The 21,771-nt window shown below is 52.8% G+C and carries 18 protein-coding genes; all 18 read right to left on the reverse strand.

Features of this window, described 5'->3' with window-relative positions:
* Positions 1-54: 54 nt before the first annotated feature.
* Positions 55-1,287, reverse strand: coding sequence for a pyridoxal-phosphate-dependent aminotransferase family protein (locus tag WFJ73_RS05835; RefSeq protein WP_336772160.1), 1,233 nt, complete (start codon positions 1,285-1,287; stop codon positions 55-57).
* Positions 1,284-2,540, reverse strand: a complete 1,257-nt coding sequence (allC, locus tag WFJ73_RS05840) for an allantoate deiminase (protein WP_336772161.1) — start codon at positions 2,538-2,540, stop codon at positions 1,284-1,286. The genes WFJ73_RS05835 and allC overlap by 4 nt, the downstream gene beginning before the upstream one ends.
* 15 nt (positions 2,541-2,555) lie before the next feature.
* Positions 2,556-3,956 (reverse strand): allantoinase, encoded by a 1,401-nt coding sequence (locus WFJ73_RS05845; RefSeq protein WP_336772162.1) that lies wholly within the window; start codon positions 3,954-3,956, stop codon positions 2,556-2,558.
* Between the two features lie 18 nt (positions 3,957-3,974).
* The gene (gene uraH, locus WFJ73_RS05850; RefSeq protein WP_336772163.1) at positions 3,975-4,361 is read right to left on the reverse strand and encodes a hydroxyisourate hydrolase; all 387 of its coding nucleotides are present in this window, start codon (positions 4,359-4,361) and stop codon (positions 3,975-3,977) included.
* A gap of 5 nt (positions 4,362-4,366) precedes the next feature.
* On the reverse strand, positions 4,367-5,326 hold the full coding sequence (pucL, locus tag WFJ73_RS05855; RefSeq protein ID WP_336772164.1) for a factor-independent urate hydroxylase: 960 nt from the start codon (positions 5,324-5,326) through the stop codon (positions 4,367-4,369).
* Positions 5,327-5,341: 15 nt separating this feature from the next.
* Positions 5,342-5,842, reverse strand: coding sequence for a 2-oxo-4-hydroxy-4-carboxy-5-ureidoimidazoline decarboxylase (uraD, locus tag WFJ73_RS05860; RefSeq protein ID WP_336772165.1), 501 nt, complete (start codon positions 5,840-5,842; stop codon positions 5,342-5,344).
* The gene (locus WFJ73_RS05865) at positions 5,817-6,350 is read right to left on the reverse strand and encodes a (2Fe-2S)-binding protein (protein WP_336772166.1); all 534 of its coding nucleotides are present in this window, start codon (positions 6,348-6,350) and stop codon (positions 5,817-5,819) included. The genes uraD and WFJ73_RS05865 overlap by 26 nt, the downstream gene beginning before the upstream one ends.
* Complete coding sequence (gene pucD, locus WFJ73_RS05870) at positions 6,347-8,656, reverse strand: xanthine dehydrogenase subunit D (RefSeq protein ID WP_336772167.1); 2,310 nt, start codon at positions 8,654-8,656, stop codon at positions 6,347-6,349. Before pucD ends, WFJ73_RS05865 begins: the two co-directional genes overlap by 4 nt.
* 122 nt (positions 8,657-8,778) lie before the next feature.
* Entirely contained in the window at positions 8,779-9,672 is an 894-nt protein-coding gene (locus WFJ73_RS05875; RefSeq protein ID WP_336772168.1) for an FAD binding domain-containing protein, read from the reverse strand.
* 17 nt (positions 9,673-9,689) lie between these two features.
* The gene (locus WFJ73_RS05880; RefSeq protein WP_336772169.1) at positions 9,690-10,619 is read right to left on the reverse strand and encodes an ABC transporter permease; all 930 of its coding nucleotides are present in this window, start codon (positions 10,617-10,619) and stop codon (positions 9,690-9,692) included.
* A 17-nt stretch (positions 10,620-10,636) separates the two neighbouring features.
* Complete coding sequence (locus WFJ73_RS05885; RefSeq protein WP_336772170.1) at positions 10,637-11,758, reverse strand: ABC transporter permease; 1,122 nt, start codon at positions 11,756-11,758, stop codon at positions 10,637-10,639.
* Positions 11,755-13,302, reverse strand: a complete 1,548-nt coding sequence (locus WFJ73_RS05890; protein WP_336772171.1) for an ABC transporter ATP-binding protein — start codon at positions 13,300-13,302, stop codon at positions 11,755-11,757. Before WFJ73_RS05890 ends, WFJ73_RS05885 begins: the two co-directional genes overlap by 4 nt.
* Before the next feature lie 213 nt (positions 13,303-13,515).
* The gene (locus WFJ73_RS05895; RefSeq protein WP_336772172.1) at positions 13,516-14,673 is read right to left on the reverse strand and encodes a BMP family ABC transporter substrate-binding protein; all 1,158 of its coding nucleotides are present in this window, start codon (positions 14,671-14,673) and stop codon (positions 13,516-13,518) included.
* A 181-nt stretch (positions 14,674-14,854) separates the two neighbouring features.
* Positions 14,855-15,457 carry a nucleotidyltransferase family protein gene (locus WFJ73_RS05900; RefSeq protein WP_336773068.1) on the reverse strand — a complete coding sequence of 201 codons (603 nt, stop codon included), beginning with the start codon at positions 15,455-15,457 and terminating at the stop codon, positions 14,855-14,857.
* Entirely contained in the window at positions 15,378-16,463 is a 1,086-nt protein-coding gene (locus tag WFJ73_RS05905) for an XdhC family protein (protein ID WP_336772173.1), read from the reverse strand. Before WFJ73_RS05905 ends, WFJ73_RS05900 begins: the two co-directional genes overlap by 80 nt.
* Before the next feature lie 83 nt (positions 16,464-16,546).
* On the reverse strand, positions 16,547-17,872 hold the full coding sequence (locus tag WFJ73_RS05910; RefSeq protein ID WP_336772174.1) for a 5'-deoxyadenosine deaminase: 1,326 nt from the start codon (positions 17,870-17,872) through the stop codon (positions 16,547-16,549).
* Between the two features lie 45 nt (positions 17,873-17,917).
* Positions 17,918-19,504: a PucR family transcriptional regulator gene (locus tag WFJ73_RS05915; RefSeq protein WP_336772175.1), complete on the reverse strand. Its 1,587-nt coding sequence runs from the start codon at positions 19,502-19,504 to the stop codon at positions 17,918-17,920.
* Positions 19,505-19,739: 235 nt separating this feature from the next.
* Entirely contained in the window at positions 19,740-21,701 is a 1,962-nt protein-coding gene (locus WFJ73_RS05920) for a copper amine oxidase N-terminal domain-containing protein (protein ID WP_336772176.1), read from the reverse strand.
* Between the last annotated feature and the right edge of the window lie 70 nt (positions 21,702-21,771).

Consider the following 21,771-nt stretch of genomic DNA (forward strand, 5'->3'; position numbering starts at 1 on the left):
ATATTCACATCGTTCAGCTCTCGAAACTTATGTTGTTCCGTCATTTTACTATGTTTAATCGTAAACATCCAGCGCAGCCTGCAAGCCCGCTCCGGTATGAAGCTTCGCCCCGTGACGAATTAACACGGCCTCCAGCGCGCCTAGCAATTGAAGGACATTCTGCTGGCGGCAGCTATAGCCCATTGTGCCGATTCGCCATATTTTACCCTTCAAACTGCCAAAGGAGCTGGCGATTTCGATGCCAAAGGCGTTCAGCAGCATACCGCGCACGGATTCCCCGTCGATACCATCCGGAATCGAAATGCAGGTCACAACCGGCAGCTTGCAGGACGGGTCGCCGTACAAAGCAAGGCCCATTGCTTCCAATCCGGCTATAAGCGCGGTTTCGTTCAACCGATGGCGGGCGAAGCGCTCCTCCAGACCTTCCTCCAGAACCAGGCGAAGACCTTCGCGCAGCGCATAAAGCATGGAGGTCATCTCGGTATGGTGGTTAAGCCGGGCAGGACTCCAGTAATCCTGCAGCTGGGCAAGATCGAAATAGTTGCTTTGGATGACAGGGCGGCGTGTAGACGCGTTGAGATTGGATTCGTGCGGTGTACGCAGCCCTCGTTCAATAGATTTGCGGGCGTTAATCTTGGCCGCTGCGATGTCATTGTACGTTATCGGTGCCATTCCGGAAGGCACGGAGAGGCATTTTTGCGTTCCGCCGATAACCGCGTCTATAAACCATTCATCCGTATTCACCGGAACGCCGCCGATCGTTGCAACCGCATCAACCACAAACAGAATGCCCAGCTCGCGGCATACCTTGCCAATCTCGGCTAGCGGCTGCATCCGTCCGGTCGAGGTTTCCCCATGAACCATCAGCACAAGCGCCGGCTTCTCCCGATGAATAGCGTTGATTACGTCCCCAGGATCAAAGACGGTTCCCCATTCTGCCTCGATAAAAGCGACTTCGGCGCCAACCCGCTCCGCAATTTCGTACAAAAGATTGCCGAACCGGCCGTAGATCGGAATGAGCACCTTATCCCCTGGCTCGATCAGACTGGTAAGTACCGCTTCTATTCCGGAGCGGGAGGTTCCGTCTATCGGGAACGCCCAATGATTGGTTGTACGGAACAAGGAGCGGAGCATTTCCATCGTATCGTTCATGTAAGACGTAAATTCAGGATCGAATTGGCCCAGAATCGGATAAGAGAGCGCACGAAGCACTCTTGGATCCACTTCCACCGGACCGGGGGTCATAATCGTTCTTTGCGATGGGGCTAATTCGGCGTATCGTTTCATGGCAATATCCCCTCGTAAGCTAACTCGTATAATAAAGCGGCCAATACGGATACCCCTTCGGCCAGCTCTTCAGGCGATGTAAATTCCTGCGGCGAATGACTGATGCCGGATTGGCTTGGCACAAACAGCATCGCGGTTGGGCAATGGCTCGTGAACATTTGAGCATCATGACCCGCCCCGCTGACCATCCGGCGGTAAGGAAGAGACAAGTCATTGGAGATGCGCTCAAGCTTGTCGCTCAGCTCCTTGTTCATCGGCGCAGGCTTGGCTTCCAGCCAAGGAACAATCGAGAGCTCTAATCCCCGCCATTTGGCAATTTCATAAAACTTGGCGATCGCGTTCTCGCAGAATTTCGCAATGACGGCTTCGTCTATATGACGGACATCTACTGTAAAGCTTACTTCGCCAGGCACTACGTTAGGCGTATTCGGAATGCATTCGATCCGTCCGACCGTGGCAACAAGCGGTTCTCCGCAGACGAGAGCATCGGCTTCAAGCTGAAGAATCATCTCCGCCGCTCCAACGAGCGTATCATGGCGCATCGACATTGGCGTCGTGCCGGCATGGTTCGTTTCCCCTCTCACCGTAACGACATACCGGCGCTGACCGACTATCGCTTCAACAATTCCGATTCTTTTGCGCTGACGCTCCAGAACCGGACCTTGCTCGATATGAATCTCGACAAAAGCCCCGATATCTTCCCGCTTGCTTGCCTCCTGCTCCTGCTTGCCGAAGCCCGCGATTTCCATCGCTTCCTGAAGGCTGACGCCGCCCGAATCAAACACGATCCCGCCGCTCTGCCAATCGTAGACACCGGTCATATTGCCGGAGCCCCAATAGGTGAGCGGAAACCGGCTCCCTTCTTCCTCGCAGAAGGAGACGATCTCAAGCGTGTTAACCGGCTGTCCGTACGTATCCTTCAGATAGGTTACAGCCGCAATACCAGCCGCTATGCCGTACGCGCCGTCATAATGGCCTCCGGAACGTACTGTATCGATATGCGAGCCGGTAAGTATAACCGGTGCCTCCTTGCTGCTTCCTTCCAGCCGGCCGAATAGATTGCCTACCCGGTCGAACCTTACATCCATGCCTAGCGATTTCATCTTCTCAGCCAGGAACAGCTGCGCCTGCAGCCATTCCGGCGTATATAACAGCCGCGTAACGCCTCCTTGTTCATCGGCCCCAAAGGAGGCAAGCTCATCAAGAAGGCGGGATACAAAAGAGGCCGCTTCTTGTTCCATCGGAATCCTCATCGTAACAGCCTCCTGTTATGGGGTTTTTTGGGGCGTATGAACCCGCTGCAGCAGCAGTTGACCTTGCTTCACCGGATTTACGCCTAGTTCATCGGTATAGACCGGAATGCCTCGTACAAGCGTTGTTGTCACCTTACAGGCAATTTCCCTTCCGAGGTAAGGGCTGAATTTATGTCTTTGCCACAATTGATCTTCCGTCAGCGTATAGGAACGGCTTGCATCCACGAGGACCAGATCCGCATCCGCGCCAACGGCTATTTGACCTTTTTGCGGATATAATCCAAACCGTTTCGCAGGTCCCGAAGACAATAGCTCAACCAGCTTGTGCAGCGGGATTCCTCGCTTTATAAAGCCTTCGTCAAGCATAAGTTCGAGGCTGCTTTGCGCGCCGGCAATACCGCCCCAAGCTTCGAAGAAGGAAAGGGATTCGCCCAGCTTGAGCTCCGGCGGGCAAGGAGAATGATCGGAAGCGACGACATCCAGCTTGCCCTCCGCAAGCAGCCGCCACAATCCCTCCTTCTGCTCTTTGCTTCGAAGAGGAGGCGCGCATTTGGCGGCCGGACCTATATCCGCCATATCCTCATCCGTCAGCAGAAGATAATGCGGGCATGTCTCTACGGTGACCGGAATGCCGCGCTTTTTCGCCCTGTCGATCAACTCCACCGCTTCCACGCTGCTAATATGGACAAAATGGACCTCGCAGCCCGTCTGCTCGGAGAACAAAATGGCTTTATTCACCGCCTCCAGCTCGGCGATAACCGGACGGGAATCCACAAAAGCCCGTGCATCTGTCCGTCCTTCCAGAATAGCTTGTTCCGCCAGCGCAGAGGTAATCGCGTCACTCTCCGCATGGAGAGCAACAAAGCCTCCCAATGCCGCGATCTTCTTCATTCCTTCATATAGCGTTAAGTCGTCAACCTCGCGGAAGCGGCCTTCGCCTTCTCCGCCGGGATTGGACATAAAGGCTTTGAAGCCGCGGACGCCTTCCGCCGCCAGCTTTTCTAACTGATCCAGCTTGCCCGGGACGAGACCGCCCCAGAACGTATAATCGACGGCCGAGTTTCCATTGGCTAGCTCTCCCTTTAAGGCTAGAGCCTCCGGGGTAACCGTCGGCGGATTGCCGTTCAGCGGCATATCGGCGTAAGTCGTGCAGCCGCCGGCGGCAAGTGCGGAAGAACCGGTCGCGAAGCCTTCCCAATGGCCGAAATTGGGTTCATTGAAATGAACATGGATATCGATCATGCCGGGAAGGACATATTTGCCCTCGGCATCCAGTATTTCATCTGCTGCGGAATGTGCAAGCGATTCGGAGATTGCCGCGATTTTCCCGCCGATAATGCCTATGTCCAATCTATAAGTGCCGTCTGGGAGAACAACCTGCCCATTGCGGATGATGCGATCATGTACCTGGTTCATCCTGCAGCCTCCTTTTGTTCAGCTTCCGCGGTAGGTGCTATAGCCGCCGGGGGCGACAAGCAGCGGGATATGGTAATGGGAATTTGCATCCGTTACGGAGAATCGGATCGGAATCCGGTCGAATACCGGGTCTGAATCGAGAATATGGCGTCTCTGTTCATCCCGGAAGTAGTCCCCGGCGCAAAAGACGAGTTCATACACGGACGCCAGCATCTCCTCGCTGCCTAGCAGCGGGGCATCCAGACGTCCGTCCTCGTTGGTGGCTGCCGTCCGCAACAAGGTGCGTCCTTCGGGCAACGCGGAGCTTTCGGCTGACTCGATCAGGTAGAGTTCAACCTTGATGCCTACGGCAGGCTTCCCTCTCGACGTGTCCAGCACATGGGTTGTAATGCGTCCGCCGTTCATTGGCTTCACTCTCCGTCCGTAGTCAAATCTTCTTGCGTCATCGTAAAGCCTTGGAAACCATACGGCGGGCGAGGCTCGGTATAGACGCCGGCCGGATCATTCTCGGTGTTGTCCACGATAGTCTCCCAAGTCCGGTTATTCGACTCGAATCGGACTTCGGCTAGCTGCGGGAAGCGGGTTAGAATCCGGCGGCCGACATGATAGATTAGGAACTGAATGGACGGAGATTTCATTTCATGGAAGACGTTATGGGTGATATCCCGAATTTGCTCGGCAGGGACGTAACGTCCTAACCCGGCATCAACGGCATCGTCTGCTTGATCATATTTCCAGAAGATGTCCAGGAAGATAAAGAGCGGACGGTCATAGCTCTCGGGCAGCGTTGTATATTCGTCGCGGACAAAGCCGTAGAACGAGCTCCCGCTTACCTTAATCAACTGCAAATCGGTAATGGCGCATTCATGCGATTCAATGCTTGGTGCTCCGTCCTTCCGGGTCAGCTTCATCGAAGCGCTGGCATGATCGTTATGCGAGCGGCGGTAGACGAGAGGACTTGGCTCCAGCCCTTCGCCAGCTTGGGAGGCAACCTCCAGCGTATGGAACGGGATCCGGTCCGCGCTAAGCTCCACGGCATCAATATGGGGGTACCGGTCCATAAACTTTTGGCTGATAAACGCCAATAAGCCTTCCGTTGTGCTGCCTTCGTATGCGGCCGTGTTGCGCAGAATAAAATTTTTCATCGAGTCGGTTGCCACGACAAGCGAGTTGTCGCCTTCGGTAAACGAAGTGAGGAGCTGTTCGCCGCTAACGGCAAACGTTATGTTATGGGCAAAGATGACATTGCTGTCACCGGTATAGTCGGATTCGGGAACGGCAGCTACGGATAACGGATTAGCATAAGTGCGGTAAGTAAGAACATCGCCTTTACCATAATAGAGAGTGCGACCGCTGCGGAGTTTAAGCATGAATACCAATCCCTTCTATTCTGTAATAAGATCCTGCAACCGGAATTTCGTAATGCGGGCGATTTGCCATAAGGCCTCGTCGGCTTCTTCTTCCAGGCTGTTGTTGATTCTTGCTTCCATAGCGGCTAAAATATCGGATTTATCCTTGCCGCGGACGGCCAGGATAAACGGAAAGCCGAATTTGCCGGTATATTCGCGGTTGCTTGCCGTAAATACCTCGAACTCTTCCGGCGTCAGCCTGTCGAGTCCCGCTCCTTGCTGCTCCTTCGTCGAATAATCGCCGATCTTGATTCGGGTAGCCAGATCGGGATGCTCGCGGAACAGCTTAAGCTTCGTTTCTTCCGAAGAATGTACGACAACCTTCACCATGGCGTCATGCAGCTCATCCACCGATCGGAAGGGCCTGGCAGCAAAGGCGGATTCGGCGACCCAAGGCGAATGCTCGAAGATAGCGCCCAGCGCTTCGATAAAAGATTCCTTCGGCATTTCGTTAATCGCGGATAGATTCAGATTCATAAGCTTCCTTCCTCCACTCTATCGCTTTTTGTACGGCTCTCTTAATGCCTCCGTAGCCGGTGCACCGGCATATGTTGCCGGATAACGCTTCTTCGATCTCAAGCGAGGTCGGATCCGGATTTTGATCGAGCAGCGCCTTGACCGATATAATCATTCCCGGCGTGCAGTAGCCGCATTGGAATCCCCCTTCCTCGAGAAAAGCTCTCTGGATCGGGTCGATGCCGCCGGCTTGCGCCGAGACTCCTTCAATGGTTGTAATAGATTTGCCCGAGCATTGATAGGCCATCGTAAGACAGGAGTTAACGGGAACGCCGCCCACCATAACCATGCAGGCGCCGCATCGGCCGATTTCGCAGGAACGCTTCGCCCCCGTCATCGCCAGGTCTTCGCGCAGCACATGAAGCAGCCGCTTGGCCGGCGGCACGTTCAAGCTGACTTCATGACCGTTAATCGTTATCGGAATTGAGCTTGCCGCAAGCGGTGTAACAGACTTTGCCGAATCTTTCATTCTCCGCTCACCGCCTTGTCTAGGAATGAATCAAAAGATTGCGCGAGCAGCAGCTCCGAATCTATCGGAAGCTTAGTTACCCGAACGCCGATTGCGTCATAGACGGCTGCGGCGATTGCAGGTGCCAGCGTTACCGATCCTACTTCGCCAATGCCGCGGGGACCGTAATTGTCCTCTTCCGGCAGCTCTTCAATCGGATGAACGTCAATGGTGCCTCGATGCTCCGCTATCGTTGGGACCAGGTACGTATCCAGATTTTTCGTCAAATATTGCCCGCCGCTCATAACCGCGTCCTCCGTAAGGGCGAAGCCGATAGCCATGCTGCTGCCGCCTTCGATCTGCCCCAGAAAGCCTTGCGGGTTGATCACCGGCCCGGCTGCTACCGCATGGTATTGATGCAGCACCCGGACTCGGCCGGTCAGCTGGTTCACCTCTACCTTTACGGCAACCGCGGAGTACGTATAGAGGAAATGGGCGCCTACCTTTTGCGTTGCGGAGGTAGGGAAATGAAATTGCGTTGAGCTGGTGATTGGTTCCCCGCAAGCTGCCGCGAGTGCCGGATAAGTCATGAGGCAATGCGAGTTACCAGACTCGGGGCTGGCTTCAATGGCGTAAACGCCGCCTTCGCCAAACCTAAGCTGGCTTACGGGAAGCTGCAAGAGATCCGCTGCTTTGCCGAGAACGGCTTCTTCGAACAGCGGACGCAGATTTTGCAGCGACTTCCACATCATGCTTGTGGCGCGGGATGCGGTGGTTGATCCGCTGTCCGGCACGACATCCGTATCGCCGATAACGATTCGGATGTCCTCGGAAGCGAAGCCGAATTGCTCAATCAGCATTTGCTCAAGGGAAGCGATCAGGCCTTGCCCGAATTCCTCGTAGCCGAATACCGCTTCAATCTTGCCGTCCGCCGCGAGCGTCAATCGCCCTCCGGCCGGATCGGGTATCCCGAAGCCAAGTCCCGCTCCATGCATCGTAAATGCCGCGCCGATTCCCGTACGTATCCACGGTTCGTCTTGCTCTGCCTTGGCCCCCGGATTGCTGCGCTCCTGCCATAGCGGGCTGGAAGTCATCGCGGCCGAGACCTGTTTCGCGCCTTCCGTCAGGGCGATAGGCTGATCAAACGGGCCGGGATCATCGATCCTGCGCATATTAAGCAGCCGGAGCTCCCATGGATCGATGCCTAGCTTTTCAGCCAGCCGGTCGAACTGCCCTTCCAGGGCAAATATCGCCTGATTGCCGCCAAACCCCCGGAATTCGCCTGACATTCCGTTGTTCGTGTAGACCGAGAAGCCATCCACGTCCAGATGCTCGTACCGGTAAGGACCAATCACATGCTCCACCGCGAAGTTTAGCACTTCCGCGCCAAGCGTGGCGTAAGGACCGGTATCCGCGATAATTCGGACTTGGTGGGCGATCAGCCGGCCGTTCTCGTCAACGCCGGTCTTCATCGTAATTTTCATCGGATGCCGCTTAAGACCGGCTCGAACCGATTCCCACCTCGAATTATGAAGCTTTACCGGGCGTTTGGTTATCCGGGCGAGCAGCGCTCCGTAGGGCTGAACGTTAAGCTCGTCTTTTCCTCCGAAGGAACCGCCGATCGGGCTGGACACGATCCGAATCTCGCTTTGCGGAATCGCTAGAATGCGAGCCAGCTGCATGCGGTCCATAAAGCCATGTTGGGTTGGCGAATAAACGGTAAGCCGTCCGTCCTCCCCCGGGATAAACAGGCCGCCTTCGGTCTCCATGTACGTATGCATCTGCCGCGGCGTAAAGTAGGTTTCTTCAATGACGTGGGCGCAGCTCTCAAAGCCTGCAGCTACGTCGCCACGCTGGAATCCGTTCCGGTGTAGCAGATTGCCTTGCGGATGAAGCAGCGGCGCCTCGTCCGTAAGCGCATATTCCGCATTCTCTACAATCGGCAGCAGCTCGTAATCAACTTCGATTAACCGAAGCGCATGCTCCGCAATCTCAAGGGTATCGGCCGCTACGGCTGCAACCGCATCTCCGACATACCGCACTCGGTCCTCGCAAAGAACAGGCTGATCGGGATGCGCGATTCCAAACCGGTTAAGCCCCGGTACGTCTTTATGGGTAATGACGGCATGCACGCCATCCAAAGCCGCGGCATGCTCGGTTCGAATAGCCGTAATCCGCGCATGCGCATGAGGACTGCGCAGTACACGGCCAATTAGCATATCCGGTGCTGTCATATCGGTCAGATAAGCCAGCTTGCCGGTTACTTTATCGGGCCCGTCGGGACGAACTCGCCAGCGAGCCCCGCTTCCTTTTTTGTTCAAGAGCATAGTTGACCACCCGTCCTCTCTTTACCTTGAATTCTAAGAATGTATAAGTTTCTCCTTATAGTCGGACTTAGAATTTGCCGGATTGAAACGCGCCTTGCCGCCAAAGGCTGGCAAAAGCCGTTTCACCTTACAGCTTTCCATAACTCCGAAGCGATCAGATTCGCCGCTGCTTTCTTCCGGTAACTGACCGGCACAAAAGCATCTCCTTTAGGCTCATAATGCTCGAGAATCATGGAATAAACCTCCGTAATGGTCTTCTTATCGGCCGGCTTCCCGGTCAAAAAATGCTCCACCGGCTCCAGCCGATGCGGGATGGTCTGCCCGCCTCCAAGCGCGAGCCGAACGTCTCTCAGCCGATTGTCCGGATCAAGCTGTATGCTGAATGCGGCGGTTACGACGGAAGGGGTAAAAGCATCCCTTCTGCCGACTTTATGGTAAGCGACGAATCGCTTCGTATTCGAATCCGAGGCTGGCTGTGTCAGCGCAACCGAGAGGAGCAGCCGTTCTTTCCAGGCCGGGTGCACCGCTGCGGTGGACAGCCATTCCGATAAAAACTCCTCAAGTCCGCTTGTGCCGTCATGCCAATGGAGAACCGGATCATAGATAAGCAAGGCCGGTATCGAGTCGCCAACCATTGACAGTATATTGCCGCCGATCGTTGCCAGGTTGCGGATAGACGGTGCGGCAATGCTGCGTGCCGCTTCCGTCAGAATCGGGAAACTCGCATTAACAAGCGGACTGGTCCGTATGTCCGATAGAGTCATCATGGCTCCGAAGGAGACTGTTCCGCTCTCGCTGTCCGTCTGAGTTCCATGCAGATCTTCGATTGCCCCAATATTGATCAGATGGTTCGGCATGGCCGCCAGCCCCGATTCCCATTGCGTCCGCAGCAGCGTGCCTCCTGCGGTGAACACGCCCTCCGCGCCAAGCGTTGCCTTAAGCTGCCAGGCTTCCTCGGCGGTTGCCGGATGCCAGACGAAAGGTGCTTCCGCTACTCCTTGAGCATTTGCAGCCATAACGCCATCCCCTTCCTTTAAAATCTTTGTTCGCGAATATACGGTGTACCCAGCGACTCCGGCGAGCCCGAAGGCTTATTGCGGTTGCGCCAGCCAAGGAACATCAGAACCAGAATTGTTACAATGTAAGGAATCATCTTGAGGAAATAGGACGGAATCTCGCTGCCAATCAATTGAATACGGAAGCCGATTGTATCCAGTGCGCCGAAGAAGTAAGCGCAGAATAAAGCGCGGATCGGATTCCATCTTGCAAAAATAATGAGAGCCACGGCGATCCAGCCCCTGCCTGCCGTCATGCCTTCAATCCAAGTTGGCGAATACACCATAAGCAGATCCGCGCCTGCAAGGCCGATCAGCATGGAGCCAACGATGATATAGCCATAACGGAAGGTCTGTACCCGGATCCCCATCACGTCGGCCGTCGGCGGGTTATCCCCAATCGCTCTTAGGTGAAGTCCCCATGAGGTGCGATGAATGTATAAGTGCAAGACGATAACCAGAATAAAGCTGAACCAGGTTAAAATATCGAGATGAGCGAATATTCCGCCAATTACGGGCACATCTTCAAGCCCATTCAGGTTCACCTTCGGAACGGCGCCAGCCACAGGCTGCCCGGTAATGCTTTTGCCAAGATAGGCGCTGAGCCCGGTGCCAAATAACGTTAAAGCCAAGCCGCTGACAATCTGATTGGCCCGAAGCGTCACGCACATAAAGGCATGGACGATACCGAGCACCGCGCTTATCGCGCAGGCGGCAAGCAAGGTTAGAGCCAGGCTGCCGGTGTGCAGGTATGTCATACAGGCTATGACGGCCCCCATCAGCATTAGACCTTCCGCGCCGAGCTGGATTATGCCTGACCGTTCGATCAAAATGCCTCCAAGCGTGGCGAATAAGAGAGGTGTGCCGGAAGAGATGGCAGCTACTATGATTTGTACGAATAAATCCATGGTCTACACCATCCCTTCTATGCATTTCTCCGGATACGGAATTTGCTGGCCATGCTGCCTGCAATGAGGAAGAACAGGATCGCCCCTTGGATCATGGACGAGATGGAGGACGGAAGGCCAATCGTTTGAACGCTGAAGCCTCCCACGATCAGTCCGCCGAACAGGAACGACGAAATAACAAGACCAAGCGGATTCAGCTTCGCAAGCCAAGCAACGATAATCGCCGTATACCCGTAGCCCGGCGATATTCCGTACATGAGGCGGTGGGTGACGCCCGATACTTCCGCCATTCCGGCGAGGCCGGCCATGCCGCCGCTGATCAGCATAACGAGCAGAATATGACGGCTGATCTTGATGCCTGCGTTTTTCGCCGCTTCCGGGTTAGCGCCAATCAAGCGAAGCTCGTAACCCCAGCGGGTATATTTCATCAGGAAGGCATACAGCAGAACGCCAACAATGGCAAACACGAGACCAAGATGCAGCCTTGTATCCCCAAGCACCGGAAGCGATTGCGCATCCGTAAATACCGGAGTACCCGGGAAATTAAAGCCCTTTGGATCCTTCCATGGACCAAAGACGAAGTAGTTCAAGGCCAAGAGTGCCACGTAGTTAAGCATAAGTGACGTAATCAGCTCGTTTACCTGGAAATACGTCCTCGGGATTGCTGTCAACAGTCCCCAAATCCCGCCGCCTAGTATACTGAACACGACCATCGCGGGAATCACGAGGTACACGGGCATATTCGGAAAATAGACCGTTACCGCCGTCGCCGCCATCGCACCGGCGAGAAATTGCCCCTCCGCTCCGATATTCCAGACCGATATGCGGTAAGCAATCGCAACCCCGATACCGCACAAGAGAAGCGGGATCGACTTCACCAGCGTTTCCGTAATGCCAAATGACGTTCCGAACGCCCCTGTGATCATTTTCGAATAAACCGTAATCGGGTTCATGCCGTTAGCTGCGATAAAGATGCCGCAGAAGACTAAAGCAAGCAGGATAGAGACGATGGTCATCCACCACGGGCTTTCTTTTCTGGATGGATCCAGCTCGATTCGAAGAGACAGCAGCTTGCTGCGGCGCGTTGCTGTATCCGGTTGTTCGATGGCTAAAGTGCTTTGTACCGGCTGCTTGCTCATACGACCTTCTCCTCCTCCGATTCTTCCGCATCCCTAATTCCGGCCATGTATAAGCCGATCTGCTCGCGGGTCGCTTCCCCTCGCGCCAATTCGCCGACCATTCGGCCGTTATAGATTACTAATATGCGGTCGGACAGCTGCATAACCTCATCCAGATCCTCCGAAATAAGAAGGATGCTCTTGCCTTGTCCGCGCATCTCCGTCAGGAGCCGGTGAACGCCTTCCGTTGCTCCGACATCCAGCCCTTGCGTGGGATGAACGGCCACCATAAAGAGCGGGTCCTGCTCAACCTCCCTAGCAAAAAGCAGCTTCTGCTGATTGCCCCCGGATAGCTGCCTTACGGGAGCATCCAGCCCGGGAGTCTTTACGTCGAACTGCTCCACAAGCGATTGCGACCAGCTGCGATTCGCACGCGATCGAAGGAATCCGAAGCGGGAGCGATCGCTTGTGCGGTAGGATTTGAACAGCAGATTATCGACAATGCCCAGGCTTCCGGCAAGACCGCTTTTCATCCGGTTCTCCGGCACATGGGCGATACGGGCTTCGATCGCTCCGCGAACCGAAGCATTCTTCAGCGGGCTGCCGTTAAAGGTAATGCTGCCTTTGCGCCATGAGCGAAGTCCGGTCAGCACCTCCGCAAGCTCCTTCTGGCCGTTGCCCGCTACGCCCGCAACCCCCACGATCTCGCCTTCATGCACCTCAAACTCCATCTGATTCAAAGCCTTTCGTCCATGGTCGGCAAATACATCCAGTTGATCAACGATAAGGAGCGGTTTGCCTTTCGGACGGCTCGCAAGCGGCTTTGGAACGGTTAGCTCTTTGCCTACCATAAATCTCGCAAGCTCGCGTTCATTCGTCTCGGTTTTCATCATCGTATGAGTGAGTTTGCCTTTCCTCATAATCGAGATGCTGTCGGAGATCGCCATAACTTCCTTTAATTTATGAGTCGTAATAATAACGGTCTTGCCTTCCGCCTTCATCTGCGCAAGCGTGACGAACAACTGCTCCGCTTCGCCCGGCGTAAGAACCGAAGTGGGTTCATCCAGAATAATCAGATCGGCGCCGCGATACAGCGTCTTGACGATCTCCACCCGCTGCTGCTCGCCGACGGATAGCTGCCAGATTGGGCGGTCCACCGGGAAGGTTAGCCCAAACTTGACTGCTATCGCCTCAATCTCTTCCTGCTTCTTCTTCATCCAGCCCGGGCCGCGCCAGAAGGAGGATTTTTCGCCTAAAATAATATTCTCGGCAGCCGTTAACGTCTGAACGAGACGGAAGTTTTGAAAGACCATCCCGATGCCTAGCTTCATGGCGTCCTTGGGCGAGCGAATCTTTGCTTTCTCGCCGTGAATATAGATCTCGCCGCTTGTTGGACGATAGACGCCGGAGAGCATGCACATCATCGTGCTTTTGCCGGCTCCGTTTTCTCCTAGCAAGGCGTGAATCTCTCCTGCCTTCGCCTTGAAATCGACCTGGTCATTCGCGACAACGGAGCCGAACTGCTTGACGATACGCTGCATTTCTACGGAGTAGGTTTCGAGCATTCCGCTTCCTCCTTAAAAGAATGATCACACAAGTAGGCTTCTTCCCAGCCTCTTGTGATAATTCTTGCTTCGTAAGCATTGACTTAAAGAATTGTCACACGAGTTGGCCTCTTTCCGGCCACTTGCGATGATTTAGGAATAGATGGAGGCCAATAAATCAACAAATCCCTTAAGCAAGGGATTTGTTGATCGGCCATTTTGGCAGGCTCAAGGCTATTTAGGAATCGTTCCTTCTATGCCTTTGACGAACCAGTTCATCTCCAGAATTTGCTCCAGACTCATCGTTTGGCCAGCTTCCTGCTTCGAAGCGCCGGATGCATCCGTTATTGGACCGCTGAATACATCCAACTCGCCGTTGATGATTTTCGCTTTTGCATCCTCTACAAGCTTCTTCACATCGTCAGGAATGCTAGGTCCAAGCGGAGCAAGGCCAACCATGCCGTCCACCATATCGCCGGAGTATTGCTCGCTCTTCCAGGTTCCGTCGATCACGGATTGCACAACCTTCGTATAATAAGGACCCCAGTTCCAAGTCGGGTTCGTTAAGTATGCATCCGGTGCGTATCGGGTCATGTCGGAGTCGTTGCCGCCTGCCAGCGCACCGCGTTCGGCAGCCGCCTGCAGGGTTGCAGGGGAATCCTGATAAGCAAGCAGGACGTCCGCGCCTTTATCCAGCAAGCTGATCGCCGCTTGGCGCTCTGCAGTCGGATCATACCAGGTGTTGCTCCATACGACGTCTACTTTCGCGTCCGGATTGACGCTTTGAATGCCAAGCGCAAAGGCATTGATGTTATAAATAACTTCGGGAATCGGGAATGCGCCAACGTAACCAATGACATTCGACTTCGTCATTTTCCCTGCCGCAATACCGGTCAGGTAGCTGGCTTCATAGTTCTTGCCGAAGTAAGTGCTCATGTTGTCCGCCGTTTTGTAGCCGGCCGTATGCATGAACTTCACATTCGGGAATTTCTTCGCCACATTTAGCGTCGGATCCATGTAACCAAAGCTTGTCGTGAAAATGATGTCGTGGTTTTGAGCCAGCTCCGTAATGACGCGTTCCGCGTCCGCGCTTTCCGGAACGTTTTCTACCGTGTCAGCTTTAATGCCAAGCTTCTCTTCCATGTACTTCCTGCCGTTATCATGCTCGAAAGTCCAACCGCCGTCTCCGGGAGGTCCGATATAAACGAATGCGACCCGCGGCAGCTTCTTGCCGCTATCTGTTGCTGACGGCTCTGATGATGCTTGTGTATTGCCGCCGCTTGCCGTTTCGTTTGTTTTGTTATTGCTGTTGCTGGAACAAGCAGATAAAATAACGACCATGAATACGAGTAATGCCAACCCCACTGTACGTGCTTTTGCAAGATATTTCATATGGTTCCTCCCCAACTCTCTATCATCATCATGACCGCAATGGATGATGTAGTCTCAATATACTTGCGTGTCATTAACACGTCAATATATCTAACATGATATTGGAAAGGCAAATAAAATAACGAAAACTCATTGTGCATGATGCACGTCTAATAACAATCATGTAACAATGTATCACATGTTATCTGCGACTTCGGGTTTGGCGGTATCGCTTAGCCGCTAGTCCTAGACTGTATTCGTCATCTACATCAAGCAGTAATTCATCATCCTCTCCGCCGAATTCCACGATTTCTCCGGCGTAATTCGGCAACGCAAACAACTTGCGCGCACCCATGTCCCCCTTCAATCCGCGAAGCGCCTTGTACATGGTGTGGCGGATAACCGCGGGCGGCATAACAACTCCCCGCATAGAGGAAGCAGCAAAATCTAAAGCCGGATTCTCCTCCATAATGACAAGAAGACGCCGCACCATAGCAGCCGTGACAAAAGGTTGGTCGCCAAGCCCAATGACGACAGCATCGGGAACCGGCAGGCTGGATAGCACGGCGTCTACACCGGCACGAATGGAATAAGACATGCCAAGACTTGCTTCTTCGCAGACGACGATATTTAATTGAGTTGCGTATAGTGAGCTTTTCCTTATATCCTGCAGCCAGGTTAACGGGTCATCCGGACGGACCACAAGGTGTATCCGCCCGATTCCGCTAGCCAAGAAAGCACGAAGCGCCATACTGCCGAGCGCTACGCCCGGCGAAAGCTCGAGCGGCAGCTTCGGCTTGCCCATTCGGCTGCTCTGTCCCGCCGCCAAATAAATTGCGGATAGGTTCATGCCGCTCCTCCTTTTGCCGATCGGCCTTTTGCTTATTCCGCCATTGATATCGCAAAGCTATTAATTCCGCGGCAATACTGACCGCAATCTCATAAGGACCCTCGGCTCCTATGGATAATCCAATAGGAGCCTTCACGTTAACAGGCGGAACCTCCCCATTAAACAACATGCCAATTCGTTTGGTCGAACCCATTACTCCTATATACCTTGGCTTTGATTCTAATGACCATTCGATCATTTCCCGGTCGTAATGGAGATGATGGCTGCAGACGATAACCGCATCGTCGATACTCATCCGCAGCTTTTCTTTGAGCTGCTCCGGCGTGCCGAGATAATGCTCGGCGCCCGGATAAGCAGCCAGCAAACGTGGACGCCAGTCCGCGACTATGACTTGAAAGCTGCTTTGCGTCAAAAGCTGATAGATGGGAACGGCATCCGGACCTGCGCCAAACAGAATAACCCGTTGCCTATTCGTTAAACGGAGACTAAACTGCCAATCGTAGCTTGACTGGCCGGAAGGGAGCGGCATAACCTCTTCCACCGTAAGCTCATAACCGAGCTTTCCTCCCTTCAGCCTGCGCACAAGCTGAACCTCCCTGCCTCTATCAAGCAGATCCAAAGCATCGGTCAGAATGGTCCGAAGCGTCCCTTCTATCGGCTCAAGAAGCACCCGGATAACTCCACCGCAGCCCAGAGCTTCACCCCAGATGGGATCGTCGTCCGGGTCCATGTTATATTCCGCAATCTCATACCGGTTTGCTTCCCAAATGGAGGGAACCCGCTCCAGGAGATCGGATTCGATACAGCCCGGACTAACCGTGCCGACGGTATCTCCGCTTAACGGGATCAGCATGGCTGCTCCCGTCTTACGATATGCGTGTCCTTCAACTCCGATAATGGTTGCCAGGACTGCCGGCCGATCTAGCTGCCGGATCGTTCGCAGGATGTGAATCATGTCCATCGGCAACCCCTCCTGAAAGCCTATAGTTTTACGAAGCAACTTACTGAGTAAGCATTCGAAAGAACAATCACTTAACCGGTTAATTAGAGTCTTGCCAACAGCTCCTTCAAAGTTCGGTCTGCCTCGCGCAACACAAGCGGTTTATCAATAGTCTTCATGATTCTGTTCTCCATTACAATCTGCCCGTCAATCATCACGGTATCCACATCGCCGCGAGTAGCCGCGTAGACCACTCTGGAATACCAGTCCGCATCAAACGAAGGATAGACATGGAAGTCCTCCAGATCAAGCAGCTGCAGATCAGCAAGCTTTCCAACTTCGATGCTGCCGATTTTCTCCTCCAGCCCTAATACGTGAGCTCCGCCCATTGTCGCCATGCGAAGCACAGTCTTTGCGTTCATGACGGTTGGACCATGCTTCACCTTCTGGATAAAGGCTGTAAGCCGCATTTCCTGGAACATATCCAGATTGTTATTGCAAGGCGCTCCGTCCGCGCCGATGCCAATGTCAATCCCTTCCTGCAGCAATTCGGGAACTTGCGCAACACCGGATGCCAGCTTCAGGTTCGAGCCCGGGCAATGCGTAACCTTAACGCCCCGTTCCTTGATAATCCGCTTTTCCTCTTCATCCAACCAGATGCTATGTGCCAAAATAAGATTCGGTCGGGCGAGACCGATATGATCCAGATAAATCACGTTGCGCATGCCGCGTTCGGATTCGACGATCGAGATCTCTTCCCTGTTTTCCGACGCATGGGTATGTACCTTTACGCCGTATTGCGCAGACAAATTCCTTACTCCAATAAGAAGCTCTTCCGTACAAGAGACAACGAAACGCGGGCAAAAAGCGTATTCGATTCGTCCTCCCGCAGCTCCATGCCACTTCTCCAGCAGCTCCACGCTTTCCTTCAGCGACTGCTCCGTTTTCTCCTGAAGCGGAAGCGGAACCTCCGTTCCGTAATCCATCATGACCTTGCCGGAGACCGCTCGAATCCCGCTCTCGAGAATCGCCTGAAAAGCCGACTCCGTATGATTAACAGTCTCCATATCGAGTATGGTCGTGGTGCCGCTTCGAATCAGTTCTCCAATGCCAAGCAGCGCCGAATAATAGACCGATTCCTCATTATGCGCGGCTTCAAGAGGCCAGATCCGCTGTCTCAGCCAATCGATCAGCTCCAGATCATCCGCTCTTCCGCGGAATAGAGTCTGACACAGGTGAATGTGCGTTTGAATGAAGCCTGGCAGCAGCACTTTACCTCCAGCATCGACGATGCGATCAACTTCATTTTCCTGAATATTCGGACCAATTTGAGCGATCTTCTTGCCTATCACAAGCACATCGCCAATCAAAATATCATCTGATGCATTCATCGTCATAATGACGGCATTTCGGATCAAAGTCGAACTCATGTGTTCCGCTCCTTTGTTGTAGCACAGTCGTTTAATAATGGCTGATTATGATTGTTCGTTAATTAAGAGCTTTCGGAACAAGAAAGCAATCTTGAGCCTGAGAAGATCGTTCATTTTCTTGAAATCTACCCCTAATATTTCGCTCAGCTTCTCGATCCGGTAAGTAGCCGTATTGCGGTGAATATACAGCTTCTTCGCGGTTTCGTTTAACTGGCCATCCTGCTCTAAATAGGTCTCGAGCGTACGAAGCATTTCGTGGGCATAATCCGCATCCTTGTTTACGAGTCCGCCCAGCCAACGATTGCAGAAGGCCTCCATCCGATCCTTCGATACATGCTCGAACACGATCGCCAAGTCCATTGTATCAAAGGAAGTAATCGATTGCCCGACACGCCATTCGGAAGCAAGCCTTTGCGTCTGCCTGCATTCGTCAAACGCTTCGTAAAGCTGGTCCGCCCGTTTCTTACGGCTGCTGACCGCCGCCCGGGGACTTTCGCCGCTCTCCCGCTGAATAGATGCAAAGCATACGTTTAATGCGGACAGAAGACTACCTTCCGCTTGCCCTTCAGGCTCGGGAAAAACGGATAAAAGGCCCTCTTCCATTACAATATGCATGCCTTTTAATTCTTGAAGTTTCGTGTGGCTTAAAAAATCCGATTTCAGCTTCTCGAGCTTCTCAGCCCTTTGCAGCGCGGAAGCATGAGTAATGTCGCTCAGTACGCAGACATAATGGCTTTGGAACACCTCGAGCTCCCAACGATCCGCATATTCGATAACCTTATCTATCGGCAACCCATTTCTCAGGTAACGTTTGATTAACACGCCAAAATCCTTTTGCACGGACAACTCGAAATAATCCTCGTAATTAAAATTCATTTGATAGGATAATAGTTCCGCCGCCTGCAGGTAGAGACTTTCTTCTATCGTAGACAGAAATAGCTGCGGGTTAAAAAATAAAACAAATCCCGTACAGCGGGACTGCTTCATTAGCGGTATTCGGAACGCCTGCCATTGCTTGCTCTTCATCCACTTTTGCTGCTGCGGCCATGGCCAGCTGCTTGTTAATTCCGTATCCGCCACCTGCGAGCTGTTGTAAACGATCTGGCCCCTTGACCCGACAATCGCCATCGGGAATCCGATAATATCCGCTACCGCATCAAACAATTCGTTAATATGATCCGTCTTGAGAGCCATCCTCATCAGCCGGACCTGCTTGTCGAAAATATCCTGCAGCACGCCGGTGTTGCGCCTAAGCTCTTCCTTGAACAAGCCGCTCATCTGATCGGAGAACGTGAATTGATAAGGAAGCTCTATAAGGGGAAACCCCAGCTCATTGGCGAAAGCAATCAACTGCTCGGGGATCGCGTCCCAGAATCGGCCTAGCTTGATCCCAAGGCCCGAAGAGCCACGCTGGTTCAGCTTAACTAGCAGCTCCGTTGCATCCTGCGGATGGTCCTTGATCAGGTAGGCGGTCGTAAACAACATCTCCCCTTCCTTGATCCAATCCGTAATATCCGGAGCATCCATCACATTGACGGATTTCACGATCCGATTGCGCCCTGCTTTACCGGCAACCAGCTTCCCTTCCGATAAAGGAAACACGTTTAGCGCCTGTTCCACTGTCAAATGCATTGCGCGCACCTCCGATCACCTTGTAAACACATAGTTTGTGTCACTTTATATAACATCATAAATCAGAGATTTCCTTTTATCAATAGTTATGTGAATATAATTAACCATATAAACTCTTAATCTTGTAACACTTTACTTCTACGCTCGAACATCTAACATATATATAACGCTTTTTGAACGCAAAAATGCCGATAACAGCAAAATCGCTCTTATCGGCATTTTTTCGTACATTCGATTATTGTTTCTCTTGAGGCAATGGCAGGAACAGAAGGTTAATCGGCAGGTTGCTGCCGGATGCCGGCGTAAATACGATCGACACCGATTCTTCGGTATCTCCCGTCCGGTAAAGAACGCCTGCTTCGTTCGCATTGCTCAGAATGGTTGTATTTGTTGCATAGACCAGCTTATTGTTGATCAGGAACGCACCGCCGTAATGACCGCCGCGTGGATTCAACGCAATAAGCGTGTGAGGCTGTACATGCCACAAATTCAGGACGTACAAAGCACCGTTGTTGCCGTCATTGGACATCGCGTCTCCTGTCAGTACATCAAAGCCGGACAAGCGGGTATCTACTACTTTGTCGGCAAGAATCATACGGGAAGGAACATCTCCAATGGTCTGCAGAACGTTAATGCTGCGGTTCGCTTGTTCAAATGTACCGCGTACGTGTTTGCCGTCGCGAGGCAGAATCGGAAGCTGCGGAAGCGCCTGCAGCACGTCTTTGCTAGCATCTACAACGATAACGCTGAATTTGATAGGCGCGGAAGTCGTTACGTCCGCATACATCGTAATGACGCGGCCATTCACAACTTCTTTGCCGCTTAACGGGCTAAGTACAACACGGCTTTGTCCCGCAGGAATGGTAGTCACCGTTCCAACCGGGTTAACGGTTCTCGACAGCAGGTAGTTCGCCGTAGCGGCTTTGCCTGCTTGCGTTACGTAAGGTGCCGGACCGCCAACGCCGATACGCTCATCGGTTACGGTAGCTGCCGTGGAGTTTTCGTTAGTTGCTACAATATAAACCTTAACCGGATTAGGACGGTTATTCTGATTGTGAATCAAGAAACGGACATTGCCGTTTGCCGTATCCTGGTAGTAAATCCCCTCGTCGTTAATCATCTCGGGGCTGTTGCTGCGGATAAACGTTTGCTGGCCATTCGAAACGACGGTGTAAGGCTGAGTAGGAAGCTTAAGTACGCTTGCGCCGTCAATCGTGAATTTCTCGCCTTGATCCGTGTAAAGCTGATCGAATTCCTGCTTCGTATACAGCGTATCATTCGTAATCGTAATCGTCTGCGAGAATTCGCTAGTAAGGCCATGCGCATCCGTTACTTTCAACGTTACCGTCTGTTCGCCTGGTTCGAAGAAAGCCTTAGCGTTATTAACCCATTCGCGTTTTGTAATCTTGTTCTCGTCATCGGAGCTGATATCATTGTATTGAATAAGTTCGCCCATCTTGTAATAGGACTTGTCCGTTGCAAAACGGGCTTCCGGCGGAAGATTCGGCGGTAGTACGTTAATGGTCACCGAATACGGATCGCTCCAAACACCGTTTGCATCTTGGACCCATTTGGTTACCGTATACGTTCCTGCTGCTTCGAATACGGTTTGTTTGCCATCCCAACGTTCGTTAACGATGGCTGCGCCGCTTGGCGAATACGACATATCGCCATAGGTCACTTCGGTTTGGCCGGCATAAACAACGCCAGTGGTAATGTTAAACTTGGCTACCGGCTTAGTTGTCCAAGTCAAGACAATCTTCTTCTGCGCCGGGATCGTAGACAATGTCATCCCGAACGGCTGAAGAACCGAACGGAGCGGGATCATCAGACTTCCGTTTTGCACAAAAGGCGCACCCGTAAACGCTGCGCGAGTACCATTTACCGTATAGGAAGACTTATTCACCGCATAACGGAGTTCGTTTGTTGCGCTGCGAAGTACATACTCCTTCTTGTTCGCATCATAAAGCACGGATCCTCCGAGTCTGCCTGCAATAGCAGTAGCGGAAATGTAAGTCGTGCCTTTCAATTCGGTGAGCGGCTGTGCAGCCATGTAAAGCTTGCCGTTATGGTACATTTGCTTTGTTTTTTGAAGAAGAATTAATTGATTCTGACCGTTGGAAGCTCCTTGCGCTGCTATAGGTATAGCAAACAACATCAATGCGGCAAGGACAACTAAGCTGACTTTCTTAAACATTGGATTCTCCTTTTCTCTTTGAGATGGTTTGAACAGACATAGATTAAACGCATCCCAGAGCAAAAGGTTG

The sequence above is a fragment of the Paenibacillus sp. MMO-58 genome, from assembly GCF_037146255.1.
Taxonomy (GTDB): Bacteria; Bacillota; Bacilli; order Paenibacillales; family Paenibacillaceae; genus Pristimantibacillus.

Excerpts from the sequence above, each read along its gene's own strand:
- WFJ73_RS05905 (WP_336772173.1), bottom strand. The coding sequence starts at position 16,463 with ATGGACATGATTCACATCCTGCGAACGATCCGGCAGCTAGATCGGCCG.
- WFJ73_RS05900 (WP_336773068.1), bottom strand. The coding sequence starts at position 15,457 with ATGGGCAAGCCGAAGCTGCCGCTCGAGCTTTCGCCGGGCGTAGCGCTC.
- WFJ73_RS05920 (WP_336772176.1), bottom strand. The coding sequence starts at position 21,701 with ATGTTTAAGAAAGTCAGCTTAGTTGTCCTTGCCGCATTGATGTTGTTT.
- WFJ73_RS05880 (WP_336772169.1), bottom strand. The coding sequence starts at position 10,619 with ATGGATTTATTCGTACAAATCATAGTAGCTGCCATCTCTTCCGGCACA.
- WFJ73_RS05895 (WP_336772172.1), bottom strand. The coding sequence starts at position 14,673 with ATGAAATATCTTGCAAAAGCACGTACAGTGGGGTTGGCATTACTCGTA.
- pucL (WP_336772164.1), bottom strand. The coding sequence starts at position 5,326 with ATGCTTAAACTCCGCAGCGGTCGCACTCTCTATTATGGTAAAGGCGAT.
- WFJ73_RS05845 (WP_336772162.1), bottom strand. The coding sequence starts at position 3,956 with ATGAACCAGGTACATGATCGCATCATCCGCAATGGGCAGGTTGTTCTC.
- WFJ73_RS05910 (WP_336772174.1), bottom strand. The coding sequence starts at position 17,872 with ATGAGTTCGACTTTGATCCGAAATGCCGTCATTATGACGATGAATGCA.
- WFJ73_RS05865 (WP_336772166.1), bottom strand. The coding sequence starts at position 6,350 with ATGAAAGATTCGGCAAAGTCTGTTACACCGCTTGCGGCAAGCTCAATT.
- WFJ73_RS05915 (WP_336772175.1), bottom strand. The coding sequence starts at position 19,504 with ATGCATTTGACAGTGGAACAGGCGCTAAACGTGTTTCCTTTATCGGAA.
- WFJ73_RS05835 (WP_336772160.1), bottom strand. The coding sequence starts at position 1,287 with ATGAAACGATACGCCGAATTAGCCCCATCGCAAAGAACGATTATGACC.
- pucD (WP_336772167.1), bottom strand. The coding sequence starts at position 8,656 with ATGCTCTTGAACAAAAAAGGAAGCGGGGCTCGCTGGCGAGTTCGTCCC.
- WFJ73_RS05875 (WP_336772168.1), bottom strand. The coding sequence starts at position 9,672 with ATGGCTGCAAATGCTCAAGGAGTAGCGGAAGCACCTTTCGTCTGGCAT.
- allC (WP_336772161.1), bottom strand. The coding sequence starts at position 2,540 with ATGAGGATTCCGATGGAACAAGAAGCGGCCTCTTTTGTATCCCGCCTT.
- uraD (WP_336772165.1), bottom strand. The coding sequence starts at position 5,842 with ATGAATCTGAATCTATCCGCGATTAACGAAATGCCGAAGGAATCTTTT.
- uraH (WP_336772163.1), bottom strand. The coding sequence starts at position 4,361 with ATGAACGGCGGACGCATTACAACCCATGTGCTGGACACGTCGAGAGGG.
- WFJ73_RS05885 (WP_336772170.1), bottom strand. The coding sequence starts at position 11,758 with ATGAGCAAGCAGCCGGTACAAAGCACTTTAGCCATCGAACAACCGGAT.
- WFJ73_RS05890 (WP_336772171.1), bottom strand. The coding sequence starts at position 13,302 with ATGCTCGAAACCTACTCCGTAGAAATGCAGCGTATCGTCAAGCAGTTC.